The 24315-nt window shown below is 65.2% G+C and carries 15 protein-coding genes and 3 pseudogenes; 13 read left to right on the top strand and 5 right to left on the bottom strand.

The annotated features are described in order from the left end of the window. Positions 1 to 102: 102 nt before the first annotated feature. From ASD05_RS01860 to ASD05_RS01880, 5 genes are all read left to right on the top strand, one after another. Entirely contained in the window at positions 103 to 1089 is a 987-nt protein-coding gene (locus tag ASD05_RS01860) for a malate dehydrogenase (RefSeq protein ID WP_056586799.1), read from the top strand. Between the two features lie 12 nt (positions 1090 to 1101). Beyond that, on the top strand, positions 1102 to 1890 hold the full coding sequence (gene tam, locus ASD05_RS01865; RefSeq protein WP_056586801.1) for a trans-aconitate 2-methyltransferase: 789 nt from the start codon (positions 1102 to 1104) through the stop codon (positions 1888 to 1890). Next, positions 1887 to 2885: an HpcH/HpaI aldolase/citrate lyase family protein gene (locus ASD05_RS01870; protein ID WP_056586805.1), complete on the top strand. Its 999-nt coding sequence runs from the start codon at positions 1887 to 1889 to the stop codon at positions 2883 to 2885. Before tam ends, ASD05_RS01870 begins: the two co-directional genes overlap by 4 nt. Positions 2886 to 2920: 35 nt before the next feature. Further along, the gene (locus ASD05_RS01875) at positions 2921 to 3469 is read left to right on the top strand and encodes a hypothetical protein (RefSeq protein ID WP_056586807.1); all 549 of its coding nucleotides are present in this window, start codon (positions 2921 to 2923) and stop codon (positions 3467 to 3469) included. Positions 3470 to 3545: 76 nt separating this feature from the next. Next, a complete protein-coding gene (locus tag ASD05_RS01880; RefSeq protein WP_056586811.1) occupies positions 3546 to 6131 on the top strand; it encodes a bifunctional aconitate hydratase 2/2-methylisocitrate dehydratase in 2586 nt (861 codons plus the stop codon). Between the two features lie 66 nt (positions 6132 to 6197). Here the strand turns inward: ASD05_RS01880 and ASD05_RS01885 are convergent, their stop codons facing one another. Continuing rightward, positions 6198 to 6917 (bottom strand): hypothetical protein, encoded by a 720-nt coding sequence (locus tag ASD05_RS01885; RefSeq protein ID WP_056586815.1) that lies wholly within the window; start codon positions 6915 to 6917, stop codon positions 6198 to 6200. Between the two features lie 18 nt (positions 6918 to 6935). Beyond that, complete coding sequence (locus ASD05_RS01890) at positions 6936 to 8072, bottom strand: DUF2827 domain-containing protein (protein WP_056586817.1); 1137 nt, start codon at positions 8070 to 8072, stop codon at positions 6936 to 6938. Positions 8073 to 8542: 470 nt separating this feature from the next. Between ASD05_RS01890 and ASD05_RS31010 the strand changes: the two are divergent. Both ASD05_RS31010 and ASD05_RS29880 read left to right on the top strand, forming a co-directional pair. Next, a pseudogene (locus tag ASD05_RS31010) lies at positions 8543 to 8674 on the top strand (ESPR domain-containing protein); the annotation flags it as partial. A 216-nt stretch (positions 8675 to 8890) separates the two neighbouring features. After that, positions 8891 to 15802, top strand: a pseudogene (locus tag ASD05_RS29880) (hemagglutinin); the annotation flags it as partial. Positions 15803 to 15813: 11 nt separating this feature from the next. On the opposite strand, the gene ASD05_RS31015 reads toward ASD05_RS29880, so the two are convergent. Beyond that, the gene (locus ASD05_RS31015; RefSeq protein ID WP_414930030.1) at positions 15814 to 16230 is read right to left on the bottom strand and encodes a hypothetical protein; all 417 of its coding nucleotides are present in this window, start codon (positions 16228 to 16230) and stop codon (positions 15814 to 15816) included. 18 nt (positions 16231 to 16248) lie between these two features. After that, entirely contained in the window at positions 16249 to 16482 is a 234-nt protein-coding gene (locus ASD05_RS31020; protein ID WP_414930031.1) for a hypothetical protein, read from the bottom strand. Here ASD05_RS31020 and ASD05_RS31025 point away from each other — a divergent pair. The 4 genes and pseudogenes from ASD05_RS31025 to ASD05_RS01925 all read left to right on the top strand — a co-directional run. After that, positions 16367 to 16858: pseudogene (locus ASD05_RS31025) on the top strand (YadA-like family protein); the annotation flags it as partial. The gene ASD05_RS31020 and the pseudogene ASD05_RS31025 sit on opposite strands and share 116 nt — an antisense overlap. Before the next feature lie 80 nt (positions 16859 to 16938). After that, positions 16939 to 18090 carry a DUF2827 domain-containing protein gene (locus ASD05_RS01915; RefSeq protein ID WP_056586833.1) on the top strand — a complete coding sequence of 384 codons (1152 nt, stop codon included), beginning with the start codon at positions 16939 to 16941 and terminating at the stop codon, positions 18088 to 18090. Then, on the top strand, positions 18087 to 19235 hold the full coding sequence (locus tag ASD05_RS01920) for a DUF2827 domain-containing protein (protein ID WP_056586836.1): 1149 nt from the start codon (positions 18087 to 18089) through the stop codon (positions 19233 to 19235). Before ASD05_RS01915 ends, ASD05_RS01920 begins: the two co-directional genes overlap by 4 nt. 8 nt (positions 19236 to 19243) lie before the next feature. Then, a complete protein-coding gene (locus ASD05_RS01925; RefSeq protein ID WP_056586839.1) occupies positions 19244 to 19858 on the top strand; it encodes a hypothetical protein in 615 nt (204 codons plus the stop codon). Positions 19859 to 19876: 18 nt separating this feature from the next. On the opposite strand, the gene ASD05_RS01930 is transcribed toward ASD05_RS01925, so the two are convergent. Continuing rightward, entirely contained in the window at positions 19877 to 20722 is an 846-nt protein-coding gene (locus ASD05_RS01930) for a helix-turn-helix domain-containing protein (protein WP_056586842.1), read from the bottom strand. 133 nt (positions 20723 to 20855) lie between these two features. Here ASD05_RS01930 and ASD05_RS01935 point away from each other — a divergent pair, with 133 nt between their 5' ends. Next, a complete protein-coding gene (locus ASD05_RS01935; protein WP_056586845.1) occupies positions 20856 to 21290 on the top strand; it encodes a hypothetical protein in 435 nt (144 codons plus the stop codon). A 154-nt stretch (positions 21291 to 21444) separates the two neighbouring features. Then, complete coding sequence (locus tag ASD05_RS01940) at positions 21445 to 24309, top strand: aconitate hydratase (protein WP_056586849.1); 2865 nt, start codon at positions 21445 to 21447, stop codon at positions 24307 to 24309. Positions 24310 to 24315: the final 6 nt, after the last annotated feature.

Genomic DNA, 24315 nt, shown 5'->3' on the forward strand with positions numbered 1-24315 from the left:
ATGCGGCCGGTCTCGCGCTGCGGGAAGGTATTCCGATCCCGCAGGACCCTGGCGCCCCACGAGAGCACCAACACCGTTTTCATCACCTTCTGGAGTCTTCCCATGAGCAAAAAGCCCGTCCGCGTTGCCGTCACCGGTGCCGCCGGTCAAATCGGTTACGCCCTGTTGTTCCGTATCGCCTCCGGTGAAATGCTCGGCAAAGACCAGCCGGTCATTCTTCAGTTGCTCGAAATCCCCGACGAGAAGGCCCAGAAGGCGCTCAAGGGCGTGATGATGGAACTCGACGACTGCGCCTTCCCGCTGCTGGCCGGCATGGAAGCCCACGGCGACCCGATGACCGCCTTCAAGGACGCCGACTACGCACTGCTCGTCGGCTCGCGTCCCCGCGGCCCCGGCATGGAACGTGCCGAGCTGCTGGCCGTCAACGGTGCCATCTTCACCGCGCAGGGCAAGGCACTGAACGCCGTCGCCAGCCGCAACGTCAAGGTGCTGGTGGTCGGCAACCCCGCCAACACCAACGCCTACATCGCCATGAAGAGCGCACCGGACCTGCCGCGCAAGAACTTCACCGCCATGCTGCGCCTGGACCACAACCGCGCCGCCAGCCAGATCGCCGCCAAGACCGGCAAGCCGGTGGCCGACATCGAAAAGCTCACCGTCTGGGGCAACCACTCGCCCACGATGTACGCCGACTATCGTTTCGCCACCATCAACGGCGAAAGCGTCGCCAAGATGATCAACGACCAGGAATGGAACGCCAACACCTTCCTGCCGACCGTCGGCAAGCGCGGCGCCGCCATCATCGAAGCTCGCGGCCTGTCGTCGGCCGCTTCGGCTGCCAACGCCGCCATCGACCACATGCGCGACTGGGCCCTGGGCACCAACGGCAAGTGGGTCACGATGGGCATTCCGTCGGACGGCCAGTACGGCATTCCGAAGGACGTGATGTTCGGCTTCCCGGTCACCTGCGAAAACGGTGAGTACAAGCTGGTCGAAGGCCTCGAGATCGATGCATTCAGCCAGGAACGCATCAACAAGACGCTCGAAGAGCTCGAAGGCGAACGCGCCGGCGTCGCCCACCTGCTGTAAGCAACTCGCAGCATGCTCGACTGGAATCCCGCGCTCTACCGTCGCTACGAGGACGAGCGCACACGACCCGCGCAGGAGCTCCTCGCGCGGGTGCCGCTGACCGAAGCCGACCGCGTGGTCGACCTCGGTTGCGGGCCGGGCAATTCCACCGAGCTGCTGGTTCAGCGGTTCCCGAAGGCGCAAGTCCTCGGAACCGACAACTCCGAAGCCATGCTGGTCAGCGCGCGTGAGCGGCTGCCGAAGGCGGGCTTCGAGTTGAGCGACATCGCGACCTGGGCGCCGCAATCTCCGGAACAAGCGCCCGACCTCATTTACGCCAATGCGTCCCTGCAATGGGTGCCCGATCACGAAAAGCTGATCCCGCGCCTGTTCGACGCGCTGGCCCCGGGTGGCGTGCTCGCCATCCAGATGCCCGACAACCGCCAGGAACCCACGCACCGCCTGATGCGCGCGCTGGCGGCCGAAGCGCCGTGGGCCGAGCCCATCGGCGATGCCGACAGGCTGCGCACCCTGCTGCTGCCGCTCGGCGGCTACTACGACCTGCTGGCGCCGCATTCCGCCAGCGTCGATGTCTGGCACACGATCTACCAGCACCGCATGGCCGATGCCGCTTCCATCGTCGAATGGGTGCGCAGCACCGGCCTGAAGCCCTTCGTCGATCGCTTGCCGGTCGACCTGCAGGCGAGCTACCTCGCCGAGTACCAGCGCCGCGTGGACGAGGCATATCCCGCCCGGGCCGACGGCAAGCGGCTGCTCGCGTTCCCGCGCATGTTCATCGTGGCGCAAAAGAGCAAGGCATGACCCACACAGCCCACCCCGCCGAAGTGCTGCTGGGCGCACAGGCCGGCGCCGTGACGCTGCCCGTGTGCGACCACTACAGCGGCGTCGAGGCGCGCATGAAGAAGAGCCTCGCGCTCCAGGCCGAGATGGCCGAGGAGTTCGGCGCCTGCGTGTTCGACGTCACGCTCGATTGCGAAGACGGCGCCCCCGTGGGCGGCGAAGCCGAGCATGCCGCGCTCGTCACCGAACTGGCGCTGGCCGCGAAACCCGGCATGCGCGTCGGCGTGCGCGTGCACCCCGTCGACCACCCCGCCTTTGCCGGCGACGTGATCACCATTGCCGGCCGTGCCGCCCAGCACCTGAGCCACCTGATGGTGCCGAAGGTCGAATCGGTGGCCGATGTGTTGCAGGCTGTTGCGGCGCTCGAGGCGGCGGATGCCGACGCATTGCCGCTGCACGTGCTGATCGAATCGCCGCTCGCCGTGCACAACGCCTTCGAGATTGCCGCCCATCCGCGCGTGCAGTCCCTGAGCTTCGGCCTCATGGATTTCGTCTCGGCGCATGCTGGCGCGATCCCCGCCGATGGCATGAGTGCGGCAGGGCAGTTCAGCCACCCGCTGGTGGTGCGCGCCAAGCTGGCCATCGCGTCGGCCGCACATGCCTATGGCAAGGTGCCGTCGCACTGCGTGGTCACCGAGTTCAACAACGCCGATGCCATGCGCACGGCGGCGCGCAAGGCGGCCGACGAATTCGGCTACACGCGCATGTGGAGCATCCACCCGAATCAGATCCGCCCCATCCTCGAGGCCTTTGCGCCGGACGAGGCGCAGATTCAGATCGCCTCACAAATCATTGCAAAAGCCGCGGCCGCGGATTGGGCTCCGACACAAATTGATGGCACATTGCACGACCGCGCGAGCTACCGCCACTTTTGGCAGGTCTTGATGCGTGCCCACGCAACAGGGCGCGCGTTGCCCCCCGAGGCGAAAGCCTGGTTTGCGCTCGCGGCCTCCTGAAACCACCCCTGAATCCAGCTCAAGGAAACCCACACATGAAGAAAATTGCCCTGATTGCCGCCGTCGCGCTGGCGCTGCCGTTCGCCGCACTGGCCCAGGATGCGGCCAAGCCCGCCGCCAAGACGACGGCCAAGAAGGCGCCGGCCAAGCACCAAGTCACCCGCCGCGCCGCCAAGGCCGTCGAGGAAGTCACGCCGGTCAATACCGATACCGACGTGACGCTCAACGACGCCGACTTGGCCGTGGCCCAGCGCGTGTCGACCGGCCGCGCCCAGTGCGAACTCGGTGCCGATGTGACCGTCACGCCCGACGAGAAGAAGCCCGGCTTCTTCACCGTGACCACCAAGGGCCTCAAGTACCGCATGCACCCGGTCGAAAGCCGCACCGGCGCCATCCGCCTCGAAGACCCGCGTGCCGGCGCCATGTGGCTGCAGCTCGGCAACAAGTCGATGCTGATGAACCAGAAGGCCGGCCTGCGCATCGCCGACGAATGCCAGACGCCCGCCCAGGTCGCGTTTGCAGAAGAAATGAAGAAGAACCCGCCGAAGAGCCTTTTCGAAGGCGCCGACCCGGCCAAGAAGTAAGTAACGAAACGGCGTGCGGCGCGGCTCTTGCTTGCTGCGTTGCACGCCCGCCAGCCCAGTTTCCGGAGAAAAAAAGATGTTGCAAGCCTACGTTGACCATGTTGCCGAACGCGCCGCGCTCGGTATCCCGCCGCTGCCTTTGAGCGCGAAGCAGACCGCTGAAGCGATCGAGCTCCTCAAGAGCGCGAATGCAAAGGACGGCGCGTTCCTGCTCGATCTGCTCACCCATCGTGTGCCTGCCGGTGTCGACGACGCGGCGAAGGTCAAGGCGAGCTACCTTGCGGCCGTGGCCCACGGCACCGAGAAGAGCGAGTTCCTGTCGCGCGCCCGCGCCACCGAACTGCTCGGCACCATGCTCGGCGGCTACAACATCAGCCCCATGATCGACCTGCTCGACGACGCCGAAGTCGGCGCCGTGGCGGCCGAAGGCCTGAAGAAAACCCTGTTGATGTTCGACCAGTTCCACGACGTCAAGGAAAAGGCCGACAAGGGCAACGTGCACGCCAAGGGTGTGCTGCAAAGCTGGGCCGACGCCGAGTGGTTCACGAGCCGTCCCGAAGTGCCCAAGAGCATCACCGTCAGCATCTTCAAGGTGGCTGGCGAAATCAACACCGACGACCTGTCGCCCGCCCCCGACGCGACGACCCGTCCCGACATTCCGATGCACGCCCTGGCGATGCACAAGAACGCGCGCCCCGGCATCGTGCCCGAGGAAGACGGCAAGCGCGGCCCGGTGAAGTTCATCGAAGACCTGCGCGCGCGCGGCCACCTGGTGGCCTACGCGGGCGACGTGGTCGGCACGGGTTCGTCGCGCAAGAGCGCCACCAACTCGGTGCTCTGGTTCACCGGCGAAGACATTCCCTTCGTGCCTAACAAGCGTTTCGGCGGCGTCTGCCTCGGCGGCAAGATCGCCCCGATCTTCTACAACACGATGGAAGACTCGGGCGCGCTGCCGATCGAACTCGACGTCACGCAGATGAACATGGGCGACGTGGTCGAGCTGCGTCCCTATGAAGGCAAGGCGCTCAAGGACGGCAAGGTCATCGCCGAATTCCAGGTCAAGAGCGACGTGCTGTTCGACGAAGTGCGCGCCGGCGGCCGCATTCCGCTGATCATCGGCCGCGGCCTGACGGCCAAGGCGCGCGAGGCACTGGGCCTGCCCGTGTCGACGCTGTTCCGCCTGCCGACCAGCCCCGTCGACACCAAGAAGGGCTTCTCGCTCGCGCAGAAGATGGTCGGCCGCGCCTGCGGCCTGCCCGAAGGCCAGGGCGTTCGCCCCGGCACGTACTGTGAACCCAAGATGACCTCGGTCGGCTCGCAGGACACCACCGGCCCGATGACGCGCGACGAGCTGAAGGACCTGGCTTGCCTGGGCTTCTCGGCCGACCTCGTGATGCAGTCGTTCTGCCACACGGCGGCATACCCCAAGAAGGTCGACGTCAAGATGCACCACGAACTCCCCGAGTTCATGGCCAACCGCGGCGGCGTGTCGCTGCGCCCGGGCGATGGCGTGATCCATAGCTGGCTCAACCGCCTGCTGACGCCCGACACCGTGGGCACGGGCGGCGACAGCCACACCCGCTTCCCTATCGGCATCAGCTTCCCGGCCGGCTCCGGCCTCGTGGCCTTCGCGGCTGCCACCGGTGTGATGCCGCTGGACATGCCCGAGTCGGTGCTCGTGCGCTTCAAGGGCAAGATGCAGCCCGGCGTCACGCTACGCGACCTGGTCAACGCCATTCCGCTGTACGCCATCAAGGCGGGCCTGCTGACCGTGGCCAAGCAAGGCAAGAAGAACATCTTCTCGGGCCGCATCCTCGAAATCGAAGGCCTGCCCGACCTGAAGGTGGAGCAAGCCTTCGAGCTGAGCGACGCTTCGGCCGAACGCTCGGCCGCTGGTTGCACCGTGCACCTGAACAAGGAGCCGATCGCCGAGTACATCAACAGCAACATCACGCTGATGAAGTGGATGATTGCCGAAGGCTATACCGACGCGCGCACACTGCAACGCCGCATCGCCGCGCAAGAGGCATGGCTGGCCGACCAGCAACTGCTCAAGGGCGACGCCGACGCCGAATACGCCGCCATCATCGAGATCGACCTGGCCGAGATCCATGAGCCCATCGTGGCCTGCCCGAACGACCCCGACGACGTGAAGACGCTCAGCGACGTGGCCGGCGCTGCGATCGACGAAGTGTTCATCGGTTCGTGCATGACCAACATCGGCCACTTCCGCGCAGCGTCGAAGCTGCTCGAAGGCAAGCGCGACATTCCGGTCAAGCTCTGGATCGCGCCGCCCACCAAGATGGACGCACACCAGCTCACCGAAGAAGGCCACTACGGCGTGTTCGGCAATGCAGGTGCCCGCACCGAAATGCCGGGCTGCTCGCTGTGCATGGGCAACCAGGCGCAGGTGCGCGAAGGCGCCACGGTGATGTCGACCAGCACCCGCAACTTCCCGAACCGCCTGGGCAAGAACACCAACGTGTACCTGGGCTCGGCCGAACTGGCCGCCATCTGCTCGCGCCTGGGTCGCATCCCGACGCGCGAGGAATACATGGCTGCCACGGGCGTGCTCGATGCGTCCAGCGCGCAGATCTACCAGTACCTGAACTTCGACAAGATCGAGGACTACAAGGGCGTGGCGGATTCGGTCGCGGCCTGATCTCCTTCGGCCTGCCCCATGAAAAAGCCCCTTCGCCGGGGCTTTTTCATTGGCGGCGCGCAGGGTTCAGAGCGCAGGCGGATTGGGGTTCAGGTATTCCTGGCCCGTGAGCACCATGGCCGCGCCGGCCGGGCCCCCGACGGCATGGGGCAGGGACGCCAACAGCGAACTGGCGAAGTCGCCGCGGTAGAGCTTGGCCCCCTGGTGCGTCAGGTTGGAGTTGGCGTCGATGTAGACCGACTCGCCCAGCCCTGACCACAGGCGGCAGAAACCGTAGTCTTCCGAGAGATAGCGGCGGGTCACGGGGTCGACCATGACGTCGAAGAAGCGGTAGTGAAGGCCCAGGTCGGCCTCGCCGATGCTGTCGGGCACGTAGCTGAGGTCGGGGTAGCTCGCGATGAGCCGCTCGAACACTGAGCGCTTGATGGCCATGAAGCCGGTTGGCGCTTCGGTCATCTCCATGAAGCCGTCGGGCTGGATCCTGAGTTCGTCGTAGCCCGAGAGCAGCAGGCGGAAGGCTGCCTGCGCCGAGAAGCCGATGTCCGCGTCGATCCAGAACAGGTGTGTCCATTGCGGATTGGCGAGGAACTGGGCCACGCAGTTGTTCCGCGCGCGCGTCACCAAGCTCTCGCCCTGGTGCATCAGCACCTGCATCCGCATGCCGGTGCGCTCGGACTGGACAGTGAAGTTCAGCATCGACGCGACATAGTTCTGGAAGAACTTGCCGTCGTGGCTCGGTGTCATGACCACGGGGAAGAACTGCTGGAGTTCGGACGGGGCAAGCATGCAGGGTTCCGTGGGGCTCTATCGGGCGGGACGCTGCATCAGGCCGAGCAGCAGTGTGTTGTAGACCTCGGTGGCCGCGGCGTTGCCGGGCAGATAACGGTCGATCAGGCTGCGCTGGCGCGCACGGTAGTCAGCTGCGTTGGCGTCGTGCGTGTCGATGGCTTCGAGCACGCGGGCACTGCCACTGGCTACGTCGTTGCCCTCGTAGTAGTAGCCGAGGTCCGCGCACAAGTGCGCGTTGTGTACCAGCGGATAGCCCTGCCAGCAGGTCTCGAGGTAGAAGTAGTTGAGCGGGTTCTCCCACTGGTGAGAGACGACGATGTCCGTGTTCTGCGCCAGGAAAACAGGCGTTTCGTGCCGCCCGAGGAACACCGCCTTGTGCTCGCGGACGAGGTCGAGCTGGTTCATCAGCGTGATGAATTCCATGTTCTCCCTGGCCAGGCGTTCGGCGTTGGTGACCTGCAGTAGTGCGATGGAGCCGGGCCGCGCGCGGTAGGCCAGTTCGGCGATCAGGACGGGGTAGAGGCAGAACTTCGCCACATTGATGTTCGGCTCCATCACGCTCAGCCGGCGCGGCCCGGCGTGCGGCTGATAGACGCCGGCATCGGGCAGGGCGCGCGTGCGTTCGTCGAGAAACACGGGGCTCCAGACGAAGGGCACGGGCCGCGCTTCGGCCCGGCGCAGCACCTCGAAGTAGGGCTGGCTGATGTTTGCCACCTGCGGAACCATCCAGATGTCGTCGTAGCGCTGGTTCACAAACAGGTTCTGTCCCCAGAGCGGCTTGTTGAACAGCATCGACTCCATGGCGTGCACGTATTCGAAGCCGCAGCAGTAGGACACCAGCCGCGCGCCGCGGCGCTTCAGGTAGTCGGTTTGAGCTGCATCGATCTGGCCGCCGAGCTCGATCAGCACGTCCACGTTGTCCTTGGCCGTCTCGAAGGTCGCGGTGGGCCAGCGCGTCTGATCCCAGGGCAGCGAAGGAGTGATGGAGATGGCCGTGGTGTTGACCAACACCACCGAGGCCACGCCGGGGCAGTGCTTCAGTGCTTCCGCCAGGAACACGGCGTTCTGCTTGATGCCGTTGTTCCAGAGGGTTTCTGCCTCGTGGTGGAGGCCGATGGTGATGCCGATGCGAAGCATGGAAGCTGGGGGCATTAAATTGTTTCGTAAATGTTAATTGCCCGGGGCGGCCATTAAGGCTGTATTTGCATATCGAATTCATCTGAAGTTTTGTGATGAATTTCATATTTTTGCGGGTTGGTCGCCTTGAATCTTGCGGAAAAAGAGGGTTAAGCGCCGGGCGCCCAGAACGCAGCAGTAAGAGCGACGATGAGCGAAGTTCCTGCCTGTTGGCATTCTAGAAGTTGCTCATCTGGCCGTAGTCCTCCGACAACTAGCGCCTCGGGGAAAAGTAACTCTTCTCCGAGTTTTGTGAACTAAATCATCAGGATTAATTTTCCTGGCTACGGGGATTACTCCTAAATGTAAACAAGTCCGTACATTCCAGCAGTCCTGCAATCAAGGCGACCCACGTGTGCCTTCAGCGATGGAACCTGGAGCAGGCGCATCGCACTTTTGGTCGATCTCAACCTGTCCGTTTCTCACCGCGAGCCGAGTCAAAGCAAATGAACAAGTCTTATAGAAGCATCTGGAACGAATCCCTAGGTGCATGGGTTGCCGCATCTGAAATCACCAAGGCCCGCGGAAAACTCGGAAGCAGTCGCACGCAGGGGAGGCTTGGCGGGCTGAAACTGACCGCGGTAGCGGCAGTCTTGGCTGCTGGATTGCAGGTCCCATCGGGAAGCGTGTATGCAAGCACATACGCTCCCGACGGCAACAACTGTGTCTCAACAGGTACTACAGCGCAGCTTGGTCAGGTAACGCCGTCCAACACCAATGCCTTTCCCGTGGATGGAAGCGGAACTTGGTCGAACGTGCTGGGTTGCAACGCCAGTGGCAACGGCAAGAGCGGGGTGTCGGTGTTCGGTAGCTTTGCTCAGGGGACTGGGGACGGGGCGGCAGCCTTCGGCTTCTTATCGCTGGCCGGCCAATGGGGAAGCGCTTTTGGGCTGTCCAGTACCGCGACCGGCACAGGCAGCACCGCTCTGGGCTTTGGCGCGAGAGCTCAGAGCCTCAATTCGGTCGCGATCGGCGGAGCGGGCGGCAATGGAACTACCGCACTGTCGCCGGCAAACTCCACGACCGCTTCTGCGGCGGGCGCAATTGCCATCGGCAGCAATGCGACCAAGGGCGCTCAGGCCGCGGCTACGGATGCCATAGCAATCGGCGGCGAATCGTCGGTGGCGGCTGCGGCAACATCCGGCATTGCGATCGGACGCGGTGCCGTTGCGAGCACCGCGCGCAGCGTGGCGCTCGGTGATGGCAGTACGACGGCTGCGGCAACCGCCGTGCCCAGCGCAACCATCGGAAGCGTCACTTATGGAGGCTTCGCAGGCACTGCACCGATCGGAGTGGTCAGCGTCGGCGCAGTGGGTTCGGAGCGCCAAGTCACCAATGTGGCCGCGGGCAGCGTGACATCCAGCTCGACCGATGCGATCAACGGCAGCCAGCTGTTTTCGGGGCTGAGCACGACCGGCAGCAGCATCGGCAGCTTGTCGACGTCGACGTCGACGGGTCTGAGCACGGCGACCAGTAGCATCAGCAGTCTGTCGACCGGACTGAGTACGACGAACAGTAATGTCGCCAGCCTGTCGACCTCGACCTCCACGGGCCTGAGCACGGCAACAAGCAGCATCAGCAGCCTTTCGACTGGCCTGAGCACGACGAACAGCAAGGTCGCCAGCTTGTCCACCTCGACCTCCACGGGTTTGAGCACGGCGACGAGCGGTATCACCAGTCTGTCCTCGGGCCTGAGCACCACCAATAGCAATGTGACGAGCTTGTCGACTTCGGCCTCCACAGGCCTGAGCACGGCGACGAGCGGCATCACGAGCCTGTCTTCTGGTCTGAGCACCACCAACAGCAATGTGGCGAGCCTGTCGACGTCTACCTCCACGGGCCTGAGCACCGCAACCAGCGGCATCACGAGCCTGTCGAGTGGCTTGAGCACGACGAACAGCAATGTCTCCAGCTTGTCGACTTCGACTTCCACGGGGCTGAGCACGGCAGCGAGTGGCATCACGAGCCTGTCTTCTGGTCTGAGCACCACCAACAGCAATGTGGCAAGCCTGTCGACCTCGACCTCCACAGGCCTGAGCACCGCAACCAGCGGCATCACGAGTCTGTCGAGCGGTCTAAGCACGACGAACAGCAATGTGGCGAGCCTGTCCACTTCGACCTCCACGGGTCTGAGCACTGCGACGAGCGGTATCACCAGTTTGTCCTCTGGTCTGAGCACCACCAATAGCAACGCCGCCAGCTTGTCGACTTCGACTTCCACAGGCCTGAGTACCGCAACGAGCGGCATCACCAGTCTGTCGAGCGGTCTGAGCACGACGAGCAGCAACGTGGCGAGCTTGTCGACCTCGACCTCCACGGGGCTGAGCACGGCAACCAGCGCCATCGCAAGTCTGTCGAGTGGCTTGAGCACGACCAACAGCAACGTTACGAGCTTGTCGACATCGACCTCGACCGGATTGAGCACGGCGACGAGCGGTATCACCAGCCTGTCTTCAGGTCTGAGCACCACCAACAGCAATGTGGCGAGCTTGTCGACCTCAACCTCCACCGGGCTGAGCACCGCAACCAGCGGCATCACAAGCCTGTCGAGTGGCTTGAGCACGACGAACAGCAACGTGGCGAGCCTGTCGACTTCCACTTCGACCGGCCTGAGTACGGCTACGAGCAGCATCGGCAGCTTGTCCACGTCGACTTCGACGGGTTTGAGCACTGCGACCAGCGGCATCACCAGCCTGTCAAGCGGCCTGAGCACGACGAACAGCAATGTCTCCAGCCTGTCGACCTCGACTTCTACGGGTCTGAGTACCGCGACCAGCGGCATCACCAGCTTGTCGAGTGGGTTGAGCACGACGAATAGCAACGTGGCCAGCTTGTCGACCTCGACATCGACCGGTCTGAGCACCGCGACCAGCGGCATCGGCAGCCTGTCCACCGGCTTGAGTACCACCAACAGCAACGTGGCGAGCCTGTCGACTTCCACCTCGACCGGTCTAAGCACCGCTACGAGTGGCATCACCAGTCTGTCGAGCGGTCTAAGCACAACGAACAGCAATGTGGCGAGCCTGTCGACCTCGACCTCCACGGGCCTGAGCACCGCAACCAGCGGCATCACGAGTTTGTCGAGTGGCCTGAGCACGACGAACAGCAATGTGGCCAGCCTGTCGACTTCGACTTCCACAGGCCTGAGCACCGCAACCAGTGGCATCACGAGTCTTTCGAGCGGTCTGAGTACGACGAACAGCAACGTTGCGAGCCTGTCGACTTCCACCTCGACCGGCCTGAGCACCTCCTTCAGCGGCATTGGCAGCTTGTCGACGGGGCTGAGCACGACGAACAGCAACCTGAGTACGCTGAGTTCGTCGGTCAGCACGATCTACAACACCGGTACGAAGTATTTCCATACCAACAGCACGGGTGCAGACAGTCAGGCTCTCGGTGCCGACAGCGTGGCCGTCGGCCAGAACGCGATATCGAATGGCGACGCCAGCGTGGCGCTGGGCCTGAATGCGCAGACCAACGTGGCCAACAGCGTAGCGCTGGGCGCTGGCTCAGTGGCCAACGTGGGGGCGCTGACCAACTACACCGCCTTCGGCCTGGCCGCGCCGCAAACCTCGTCGGGCGAGGTAAACGTGGGCAATCGCCAGATCACGGGTGTGGCCCCGGGCGGTGCTCCCCAGGATGCCGTCAATGTCAGCCAACTTTCCACGACCGCGGGTTCGTTGTCGACCGGCCTGAGCACGACCAACAGTGCCGTTGCCAGCCTGTCGACCTCGACCTCCACGGGCCTGAGCACGGCCACCAGCGGCATCTCCAGCCTGTCGACCGCTTTGAGCACGGCGGGCAGCGGTCTCGACAGTCTGTCGACCGGCCTGAGCACGACCAACAGCAACGTAGCCAGCCTGTCTACCTCGACGTCAACCGGTCTGAGCACTGCGACGAGCAGTATCGGCAGCCTGTCGACTTCGACCTCCACGGGGTTGAGCACGGCCAACAGCGGTATTTCGAGCCTGTCGAGCGGCTTGAGCACCACCAACAGCAACGTGACTAGCCTGTCGACGTCTACCTCGTCGGGCCTAAGCACGACCAATAGCAACGTTGCGAGCTTGTCGACTTCGACGTCCACTGGTCTGAGCACTGCTACGAGCAGCATCGACAGCCTTTCCACGTCGACCTCGACGGGTCTGAGCACCGCGACAAGCGGCATCAGCAGCCTGTCCACCGGCCTGAGCACGACGAATAGCAACGTTGCCAGCCTGTCGACCTCTACCTCGACGGGCCTGAACACGGCGACCAGCGGCATCACCAGCTTGTCGACCTCGACGTCTACCGGTCTGAGTACTGCTACCAGCAGCATCGACAGCTTGTCCACGTCGACTTCGACGGGTTTGAGCACCGCGACCAGCGGCATCAGCAGCCTGTCCACCGGCTTGAGCACGACGAATAGCAACGTTGCCAGCCTGTCGACCTCGACCTCCACCGGGCTGAGCACGGCCACGAGCAGCATCGACAGCCTGTCCACGTCGACCTCGACGGGTCTGAGCACCGCTACGAGCGGCATCAGCAGCCTTTCGACGGGCCTCAGCACGACCAACAGCAACGTGAGCAGCCTGTCGACCTCCACATCGACAGGGCTGAGTACCGCGACGAGCGGTATCACCAGTCTGTCCTCGGGGCTGAGCACGACGAACAGCAACGTGGCCAGCCTGTCGACGTCCACCTCGACGGGCCTGAGCACTGCTACAAGCGGTATCAGCAGCTTGTCCACGGGCTTGAGCACGACGAACAGCAGCGTGGCCAGCCTCTCGACCTCAACTTCGACCGGTCTGAGCACGACCAACAGCAATGTGAGCAGTCTGTCGACTTCGACCTCGACCGGCTTGAGCACAGCGACCAGTGGTATTTCCAGCCTGTCGAGCGGCTTGAGCACGGCGAACAGCAATGTCGCCAGCTTGTCCACGTCGACCTCGACCGGTCTGAGCACGACCAACAGCAATGTGAGCAGCCTGTCGACTTCGACCTCGACGGGCCTGAGCACCGCAACCAGCGGCATCAGCAGCCTGTCCACCGGCCTGAGCACGACGAATAGCAACGTCGCCAGCTTGTCGACCTCGACGTCTTCCGGGCTGAGTACTGCTACCAGCAGCATCGACAGCTTGTCCACGTCGACTTCGACTGGCTTGAGCACCGCGACGAGCGGCATCGGCAGCCTTTCGACAGGCCTTAGCACGACCAACAGCAACGTGAGCAGCCTGTCGACTTCGACCTCGACGGGTCTGAGCACCGCAACGAGCGGTATCAGCAGCCTGTCCACCGGCCTGAGCACGACGAACAGCAATGTCGCCAGCCTGTCCACGTCGACCTCGACCGGTCTGAGCACGACCAACAGCAATGTGAGCAGTCTGTCGACTTCGACCTCGACGGGTCTGAGTACAGCAACCAGCGGCATCACCAGCCTGTCGAGCGGCTTGAGCACGACCAACAGCAACGTCGCCAGCTTGTCGACGTCCACTTCGACTGGCCTGAGCACTGCTACAAGCGGCATCAGCAGCTTGTCCACCGGCTTGAGCACCGCGACGAGCGGCATCAGCAGCCTTTCGACGGGACTCAGCACGACCAACAGCAATGTGAGCAGCCTGTCGACTTCGACCTCGACGGGTCTGAGCACGGCAACCAGCGGTATCACCAGTCTGTCGAGCGGCCTGAGCACGACGAATAGCAACGTCGCCAGCTTGTCGACCTCGACTTCGACTGGCCTGAGCACAGCTACAAGCGGCATCAGCAGCTTGTCCACCGGCTTGAGCACGACGAACAGCAACGTTGCCAGCCTGTCGACCTCGACCTCCACCGGTCTGAGCACGGCCACGAGCAGCATCGACAGCTTGTCCACGTCGACGTCGACGGGCTTGAGCACTGCCACCAGCGGCATCAACAGCCTCTCCACCGGCTTGAGCACGACAAACAGCAGTGTGGCTAGCTTGTCGACGTCGACGTCGACCGGGCTAAGCACAGCGACGAGCAGCATCGACAGCCTGTCCACGTCGACCTCGACGGGTCTGAGCACCGCGACGAGCGGCATCAGCAGCCTTTCGACGGGACTCAGCACGACCAACAGCAATGTGAGCAGCCTGTCGACCTCGACCTCTACGGGTCTGAGCACGGCCACCAGCGGCATCAGCAGTCTGTCCACTGGCTTGAGCACGACAAACAGTAACGTCGCCAGCCTCTCGACCTCCACTTCGACCGGTCTGAGCACCGCCACGAGCAGCATCGACAGTCTGTCCACGTCGACCTCGACGGGTCTGAGCACCGCGACAAGCGGCATCAGCAGTCTGTCCACCGGCCTGAGCACGACAAACAGCAACGTAACCAGTCTGTCGACCTCCACTTCGACCGGTCTGAGCACTGCTACAAGCGGCATCAGCAGCCTTTCGACGGGACTCAGCACGACAAACAGCAACGTGAGCAGCCTGTCGACTTCCACTTCGACCGGCTTGAGCACAGCAACAAGCGGCATCAGCAGCCTGTCCAGCGGTCTGAGCACCGCGACCAGCAGCATCGGCAGCTTGTCGACCGGCCTTGCCAATTCGGTCCAGTACGACAACGCAAGCCATACCAGGGTCACGCTGGGAGGCGTGGGTGCAACCTCGCCGGTCATCCTCACGAACGTCGCCGCGGGTGTGAACCCCACCGATGCAGTGAACTTCGGTCAGCTGACGTCGCTGTCGACCTCGCTTGGTGGCGGTATCGGCAGCCTGTCGACCAGCCTGAGCACGACAAACAGCAACGTGGCCAGCCTGTCGACCTCGACCTTCACGGGCCTGAGCACGGCCACGAGCAGCATCGACAGCTTGTCCACGTCGACTTCGACCGGCCTGAGCACCGCGACCAGCGGCATCAGCAGCCTGTCGACGGGGCTCAGCACGACGAACAGCAACGTTGCCAGCTTGTCGACTTCGACGTCCACCGGGCTGAGCACGGCGACCAGCAGCATCGACAGCTTGTCCACGTCAACCTCGACCGGCCTGAGCACCGCGACCAGCGGCATCAGCAGCCTGTCCACCGGCTTGAGCACGACGAACAGCAACGTTGCCAGCCTGTCGACTTCGACTTCCACCGGCCTGAGCACGGCCACGAGCAGCATCGACAGCCTGTCCACGTCGACCTCGACGGGTCTGAGCACCGCTACGAGCAGCATCAGCAGCCTGTCGACGGGCCTGAGCACGACGAACAGCAACGTTGCCAGCCTGTCGGCCTCGGTCTCGACCGGCCTGAGCACGACCACGAGCAGCATCGGCAGCTTGTCCACGGGTCTGAGCACGACGAACAGCAACGTGACCAGCCTGTCGACCTCGACCTCCACAGGCCTGAGCACCGCGACCAGCAGCATCGGCAGCCTGTCCACCGGCCTGAGCACGGTGTCGAGCACGGTCGACAGCCTGTCCACGGGCTTAAGCACCACGACGAGCGGCATCGGCAGCCTGTCGACGGGCTTGAGCACGACGAACAGCAGCGTGGCCAGCCTGTCGACCTCGACTTCGACCGGCCTGAGCACGGCGACCAGCAGCATCGGCAGCCTGTCCACCGGCCTGAGCACGACGAACAGCAGCGTGGCCAGCCTGTCGACTTCGACCTCGTCGGGCCTGAGCACCGCGACCAGCGGCATCGCCAGTCTGTCGACCGGTGTCGGCAGCCTGTCGACCAGCCTGAGCACGACCAACGTCAACGTCAACAGCCTGAGCACGTCGGTCAACAACATCTACAACACCGGCACCAAGTACTTCCACGCGAACTCGACGGCGGCGGATGCCCAGGCCTCGGGCCAGGAAGCCGTGGCGATCGGCCCCCAATCGGTGGCCAGCGGCGCCAACTCCTTCGCGGCCGGCAACGGCGCCCGGGCAACGGCCGACGGCGCGGTGGCGGTGGGCTTCGGCGCCCAGGCCACGGGTGCGAACGCGATCGCCATCGGTACCGGGGCGCTGGCCACGGGCTCGCAGGCCATCGGTGTGAACTCCCGCGCAGGCGGCGGTGGCGTGGCGCTGGGCGACAACGCCGACGCAGGCGGTACGGCGCTGAGCCAGGCGCAGAACATCTCCAAGGGCACGGCCATCGGCTTCGGCGCCATCGTGCAGCAAAGCGGCGGCGTGGCGCTGGGCTCGGGCTCGGTGGCTTCCACCGCGGCGGGTGTGGCCGGCTACGTGCCGGGCAGCGCGACGGCGCAGCAGGCGGCGGCCATCAGGGCAACCACCAGCACGCAGGCCGCGGTGTCGGTGGGCGATGCGGCCTCCGGCCAGTACCGCCAGATCACCGGCGTGGCGGCAGGTACGGCCGACAGCGATGCCACCAACGTGGCGCAATTGAGGGCCACGGCCAATGCGGTTGCGGCCGGCGGCGTGCAGTACGCGACCAACCCGGACGGCTCGGTCAACTACAACCAGGTTACGCTGGGCAACGGCCAGGCACCGGGCGGCACGCGCATCAGCAACGTGGCGCCGGGCGTACTGCCGACGGACGCCGTGAACCTGAACCAGCTGAACCAGGTGCAGGGACAGGTCGGCGACGTGGCGCGCATCGCCTACTCGGGCACGGCCATGGCCTTCGCGATGTCGGGCACGTACCTGCCGACGTTGTACCCCGGCGAAAAGACCGTGGGCGTGGGTCTCGGCAGCTACAAGGGCTACAGCGCCGTGGCGCTGACCTTCAAGGCGCTGTCCGACGACGGCAAGATGTCCTGGGGCGCGGGCCTGACGACCACGGGCAAGGAGTGGGGCGTCAACGCCGGCATCGGTTGGAAGTGGAAATAAGCCACTGAATCTGGCCACAACTGGGAGGCTCCCGCGCTGACGGTGCGGGAGCCGTTTTTTTTGGTACACACTTCGCCCCCATGCGCATTGGTATTTCAGTCCTCACCCACGCGGGACAGAACATCTGGGAAAACGGAATGGGGCAGAACGTCCTGTTTCTCGCCCGGCTGCTGCAACGCATCGAGTTCGTCGAATCCGTGACCCTGGTCGACGCAGGCGACCAGCCGAGCATGCCGCCCCAGGTCGACCTGGCCGCCATGGGCCTGGCTTTCGGGCGGGCACGCGACCTGACCGATGCGCTGGACGTGGTCATCGAGATGGCCGGCGCGCTCGATGTGCAATGGCTTTCCTACTTCCGCGCATGCGGCGGCCGCGTGGTGTTCCATTGCGTGGGCCAACCCTTCGCGGCCTTGGCCGAGCCGATCCTGTTCACCGACAAGGGGCACTTCAGCAAGCCCGACCGCTGCGACGAGGTATGGCTGTTGCCCAAGGACGCGGTGTTCGCGCCGATGATGCGCACCATGCACCGCTGCCCGGTGTTCGAGGTGCCGTATCTCTGGTCGCCGCAGTTCCTTGTCCAGCGCGTCGCGGAAGTCGAGGCCGCGGGCCACCGTTTCGGCTACACGCCGCGCACGGCCGAGCAGCCGGGGTTTCGGGTGGCGATCTTCGAGCCCAACATCTCGGTGGTGAAGTCCAGCAGCGTGCCCATGCTGATCTGCGACGGGGCCTATCGCGCCGACCCAACTGCCGTGGCCTCGATGCAGGTGCTCAACACCCTGCACGTCAAGGACCACCCGACGATGCTGTATCTGGCGAACTCGCTCGACATCGTGCGCCAGCACAAGGCGATCTTCCACGGCCGGCACGACTTCGCGGGCTTCATGGTGCAGTTCGCCGACGCGGTGGTTTCGCACCAGTGGCAGAACGACCAGAACTACAGCTACCTCGATGCGCTCTACGGCAACTACCCGCTGGTGCACAACTCGCCCTGGCTGCGCGATGCCGGCTACTACTACCCCGACTTCGACATCGCCGCCGGCGCGGCGCAACTGCTGCAGGCCGTGCGCAACCACGACCGGCAACTGGACGACTACCGCGCGCGCTCCCTGCGGATCTTCGAGACGCTCGATCCGCTCCACCGGGCGAACGTCGACGGCTATGCGCAGCGCCTTCTGCACCTGGTGGGCGGCGATGCCGCATTCCGTGCCGACGGCGTGAGGAGCGCCGCATGAGCGAAGCGCAGAAAAAGACCGCCATGCCGGCCAAGCTGAAGGTTGGCGTTTCCATCTTCATCCGCAAGGGCGAGCAGAGCCTGTGGGAGAACGGCGTCTACCAGAACTGCCTGTTCCTCGTGATGCTGCTGCTGCGTTCGCCGCGCGTGGAAAGCGCCGTGCTGGTGGCCGGCGGCGGCGACGGCGGTCCTGCGGATGCAACCAATTTCCTGGCCGACTCGCCGGTGCCCATCATCGACATGGCCACGGCCGCGCAGGAGCTCGATCTCATGATCGAGATGAGCGCCCAGCTGGCCATGTCGTGGTCCGTGGCGTTTCGCGAACGCGGCGGCAAGATCGTCTCGATGCGCGTGGGCAACGACTACGTGATCGACATCGAGCGGATGATCTTCGACAAGCCGCACGGCCTGCTGGTCTCCGGCGCGCCGTACGACGAGGTCTGGACGATCCCCGAGTACGAGGTGTCGTGCAAGCCTTACTTCGAGAGCACCTTCCGCGCACCGGTGCGACTGATGCCCCACCTCTGGAGCCCGATGGTGCTGGAGCGCGCCATGGCCCGCGCGCCGCAGAGCCCGCCGTTTGCCTACGAACCCGGCCGCAAGCAGTGGCGCGTGGCCATCTTCGAGCCCAACATCTGCATGGTGAAGACGAGCTTCATCCCGATGCTCGGCTGCGAAGCGGCGCACCGCGCGCAGCCGCGGCTGATCGAGAAGATGTGGGTCTACAACAGCTTCCATCTGAAGGACAAGCCGCTGTTCATCGGCTTCGCGCAAAGCCTGGACATCGTGCAGCACGGGCTGGCCACCTTCGAGGGACGCTTCCCGGTCTACCAGGTGATGCCGGGCAAGATCGACGCCGTGTTCGCGCACCACTGGGAGAACGCGCAGAACTACCTCTACTACGAGGCCCTGTACGGCGGCTATCCGCTGATCCACAACTCGCACCTCATCGGCGACTGCGGCTACCGCTATCACGGCTTCGACTGCGAGGAGGGCGGTCGGGCCCTGCAGCGCGCCTTCGCCGAACACGACGCCGACCTGCCGGCCTACCGCGAGCGCGCGCGTCGCTTCATCGCGACGCTCGACCCCGAGGGCGAGGACAACGTGCGCACGTACACCGCCGCCATCGAGAACCTTTACGCATGAGGACCGGGATGAAGCCGAACCGACGATTCCCCCGCCTGCTGCTCGCCGCCGTGTCGTGGGGTGCTGCCGGCGCTGCACTCGCGCAGGGCGTGCTGGTGCCCCAGGCGCCACCGGCGGCGCCGCAGGACACGCTCACGCGCGCAGCAACCAGCGTGGGCATCAAGCGCTGCCTGCCCGCCATCACGCGGCTTTCCACGCTCACCGTGCAGGGCAGCCGCAGCCACGACGTGCTGCTCGACTGGGACCGAAAGCGCCCTGACGCCGGGCCGATGTTCTCGCTGATCGGCATGGAGTTTCCGAACGCCGGCGTGGCCGCGTCGATCACCGCCATTCCCGACGACAGCGGCGCCTGCACCGTGTCGGCCGAGCGCATCTCGGTCGCGCCCTTCACCTGCGCGAGCGTCGGCCAGCAAGAGCTGGCGAGCTACAAGATGACGCGGCTGCTGCCCAACTACGCGGTCTACACCGACGAGAAAGAGCCCACCTCGTCGGTCTCGCTGATCGATTCGCCGCCGGGCTGCCTGATCATCCGGCGCTACGTTGAATACGGCTGGCGGGACCCGGCCGCGGTTACTGGCGCAGCCCCGGCCGGTGCTGCGGGCCAGCCTCCGAAGAAGCGCTGAGCCAGCGGTCCCCGGTTTTCAAGCCGTCGCCTGCGCCGCCAATGCCGTCAGCGCAGCAGCGGTCTGCTCATCGGCCGGGAAGAACGATTCCACCGCCAGTTCCTGCAGCGTGACGTCCACCGGCGTGCCGAAGATGGTGGTGGTGCTGATGAAGCTCAGCACCCCGTTCGGCGTGACGAACTGGATCGGCACCGCAATGGCCGACAGTGCCGTGTCGACTGCGGGCAGGTCGTGGCTGACCGCGGGTGGAGGGTAGGCCTCCAGTTCGTCGTGCAATTCCTGCAGCACCGCGTCGCCGGTGGCGGCGATCTGCTGCTGCAGCCGTTCAAGCAGATGGGTTCGCCATTGGGCGAGATTGGCAATGCGTGGAGCCACGCCGTCGGGATGCAGGCTCAGCCGCATCACGTTGATGGGCGCCTGCATCAACTCGGGCGCGGCGCCTTCCATCAGCATCGGCACCAGCGCGTTGTGCGCCACCAGGTTCCAGTGGCGGTCCACGGCCAGCGCGGGAAAGGGCTCGTGCCCCTTCAGCACCAGGTCGACCGCGCGGCGCGCGGCGGCCATCGCCGGATCGTCGAGCGAGCGCTGCCGGTACATCGGTGCAAAGCCCGCGGCCACCAGCAGCGCATTGCGTTCGCGCAGCGGCACCTCGAGCCGTTCGGCCAGGCGCAGCACCATCTCGCGGCTGGGCGCGGCGCGGCCGGTTTCCACGTAGCTCAGGTGCCGGGTCGAGACCTCGGCCTCCTGCGCCAGGTCGAGCTGGCTCAGGCGGCGGTGGGTGCGCCAGTGCCGCAGGTGGGCGCCGAACGGGTCGCGCGCGCCGGGCTGGCTGGCCTTGGACAGGTGGGAGCGGGTGGTGTTCATGGGGCTGCATTCTGGCGCGCCGGCGGCGCGGCGCCATGACCTCCCAGGTCATCGACGCGATCCACGCCGGCCGGAATCATGGGCTCCAACGCGGCAGGGCTGGCTTGCGGCGTAACCACCCAAGGAGATTCACATGTCCGTCTTCGCATCCCCCCGTTTCCTGCCCAACGTGATGTGGGCCGATGCCGCTTCCTGCGCCGCGACGGGCGCGCTGCAAGTGGCGTTCACCGGCGCACTGGCCAGGTTGACCGGCCTGCCGGCGCCGCTGCTCGCGGGTACGGGCGTTTTTCTGCTGGCCTATGCGGCTGCCGCTGCTTTCATAGCCAGCCGCAGCACGCCGCCGCGTACCCTCATCGGCCTGGTCGTCGCCGGCAACTTCGGCTGGGCCGCGGCCTGCATCGCGCTGCTGGTGAGCGGCGTCTTCCCGGTCACTGCGCTGGGCATGGCCTGGGTGCTGGCGCAGGTGGCATGCGTGGTCGTGCTGGCCGAGCTGCAATGGACCGGGCTGCGCCGCACCCGTGGCGGTGCCCGCGTGGTTTCCGGCCTGGAGCCGGCTGGCCGCTGGTGAGATCGCGGAATGCCGGCGACACCCCCTGTCCCCGGCATTTTTCGCCATGAGGAACATGGCCCGGCAAGGCGTCGGCAGGGAAGACCGACTACAGCCGTTGACATCGAACCCTGATATCTTTGAGAGGCTTCCACGAACAAACAGGAGTTCCCCCATGGCCAAAGCGCCGGCGCATGCCTTTGCGTCCACCCTCAAGACCTTCAAGACCGCATCGGGCAAGTCCGGCAAATACTGGTCCCTGAAGGAGCTGGCCAAGCAGTACCCGACCATCGACCGCCTGCCGGTTTCCATCCGTATCGTGCTCGAATCGGTGCTGCGCAACTGCGACGGGCAGAAGGTCTCGGCCAAGCATGTCGAAGAGCTGGCCCACTGGGCGCCGAACGCCGAGCGCACCGACGAGATTCCATTCGTCGTCACCCGCGTGGTGCTGCAGGACTTCACCGGGGTGCCGCTGCTGGCCGATCTGGCCGCCATGCGCAGCGTGGCCGCCAAGCTGGGCAAGTCGCCCAAGACCATCGAGCCGCTGGTGCCTGTCGACCTGGTGGTCGACCACTCGGTCATGGTCGACTACTACGGCACGCCCAAGGCGCTCGACCTGAACATGAAGCTGGAATTCCAGCGCAACAACGAGCGCTACCAGTTCATGAAGTGGGGCATGCAGGCCTTCGACACCTTCCGCGTGGTGCCCCCGGGCTTCGGCATCGTGCACCAGGTCAACCTCGAGTACTTTGCGCGCGGCGTCTACACGAGCCCGAACGACAAGGCCGACGTGCCCGTCTACTACCCCGATTCGCTGGTCGGCACCGACAGCCACACGACCATGATCAACGGCGTGGGCGTGGTCGGCTGGGGCGTGGGCGGCATCGAGGCCGAAGCGGCCATGCTGGGCCAGCCGGTCTACATGCTCACGCCCGACGTCGTGGGCTTCGAGCTCACCGGCAAGCTGCGCGAAGGCGTGACGGCCACCGACCTCGTGCTGTACGTCACGTCCATCCTGCGGGCCGAGAAAGTGGTGGGCAAGTTCGTCGAATTCTTCGGCCCCGGCGCCGCATCGATCGCCGTGCCCGACCGCGCGACCATCGGCAACATGGCGCCTGAATACGGCGCGACCATGGGCTTCTTCCCGGTCGACGACATGACCGTGGCGTATTTCGAAGGCACAGGCCGCACCCAGGAGGAGGTTGAGCGCTTCGCCGCCTACTACAAGGCGCAGGGCCTGTACGGCATGCCCAACCCGGGCGACATCGACTACACGAAAATCGTCAGGCTCGACCTCGGCATCGTGTCCCCGAGCCTGGCCGGTCCGAAGCGCCCGCAGGACCGCATCGACCTTGGCCACCTGGCCACCAAGTTCTCCGAGCTCTACAGCAAGCCCAACGAAGCCAACGGCTTCAACCAGCCGGCCGACAAGCTCAAGCTGCGCTATCCGCTGAGCGTGAACGGCGTGCGCGAGGACGACGAAGCCGCGGCGCCGCCGCCCGGTGCGCCGCGCGACGTGGTCGAGATGGTGGCCAACCGCTCGACCCATGCCGCGGCACACACCAGCGCCACCGCACCGCCGGCGCCCAAGGGCGATGTCACCATCGGCAACGGCGACGTGCTGATCGCGGCCATCACCTCGTGCACCAACACCTCGAACCCGAGCGTGATGCTGGCCGCCGGCCTGCTCGCGAAGAAGGCGGTGGAGGCGGGGCTCACGGTCAAGCCGCACGTCAAGACCTCTCTGGCGCCCGGCTCGCGCATCGTCACCGAATACCTCGAGAAGGCCGGCCTGCTGCCGTACCTCGAGAAGCTCGGCTTCTACCTCGCGGGCTACGGCTGCACCACCTGCATCGGCAACGCCGGCGATCTGACGCCCGAGATCAACGAGGCGATCACCAAGAACGACCTGATCGGCGCGGCCGTGCTGTCGGGCAATCGCAACTTCGAGGCGCGCATCCATCCGAACCTGAAGGCCAACTTCCTCGCCTCGCCGCCGCTGGTGGTGGCCTTCGCCATCGCCGGCAACGTGATGACCGACCTGATGACCGAGCCCGTGGGCAAGGGCAGGAACGGCAAGGACGTGTACCTGGGCGACATCTGGCCGACGCCGAAGGAAATCGACGAGAACCTGCGCTATGCGATGAATGCGAAATCGTTCCGTGAGAACTACGACAAGGTCAAGACCGACCCGGGCAAGTTCTGGAGCAGCATCGAGGGCACCAACGGCCAGGTGTACGACTGGCCGAAGTCGACCTACATCGCCGAGCCGCCGTTCTTCGAGGGCTTCAGGATGACGCCGCACGCGTCGGACGCGGGCTTCAAGGGCGCGCGCGTCATGGCGCTGTTCGGCGACTCGATCACCACCGACCACATCTCGCCGGCCGGCTCCATCAAGGAAAGCTCGCCCGCGGGCATCTGGCTCAAGGCGCATGGCGTGGCCAAGGCCGACTTCAACAGCTACGGTTCGCGCCGCGGCAACCACGACGTGATGATGCGCGGCACCTTTGCCAACGTGCGCATCAAGAACCTCATGATTCCGCCGGACGCCAATGGCACGCAGGAAGAGGGCGGCGTCACGCTGTTCCAGCCCGGCAACGAGAAGATGTTCATCTACGACGCCGCCATGAAGTACATGGCGCAGGGCGTGCCGACGGTGGTGTTCGGCGGCGAGGAATACGGCACCGGCTCCTCGCGCGACTGGGCGGCCAAGGGCACGCAGCTGCTGGGCATCAAGGCCGTGGTGGCCCGCAGCTTCGAGCGCATCCATCGCGCCAACCTGGTCGGCATGGGCGTGCTGCCGCTGCAGTTCCGCGGCGCCGATTCGTGGCAGACGCTGGGCCTCACCGGCGACGAGAAGATCGACGTGGTGATCGGCAGCGAGCTGAAGCCGCAGATGGACGTGAAGCTGGTCGTGCACCGCGCCGACGATACGCACCAGGAGGTGACGGTGCGCCTGCGCATCGACACGCCGATCGAGGTCGACTACTACAAGCACGGCGGCATCCTGCCCTTCGTGCTGCGGCAACTGCTGGAATAACCCGGG

The organism is Variovorax sp. Root434, from assembly GCF_001426595.1.
GTDB lineage: Bacteria > Pseudomonadota > Gammaproteobacteria > Burkholderiales > Burkholderiaceae_C > Variovorax.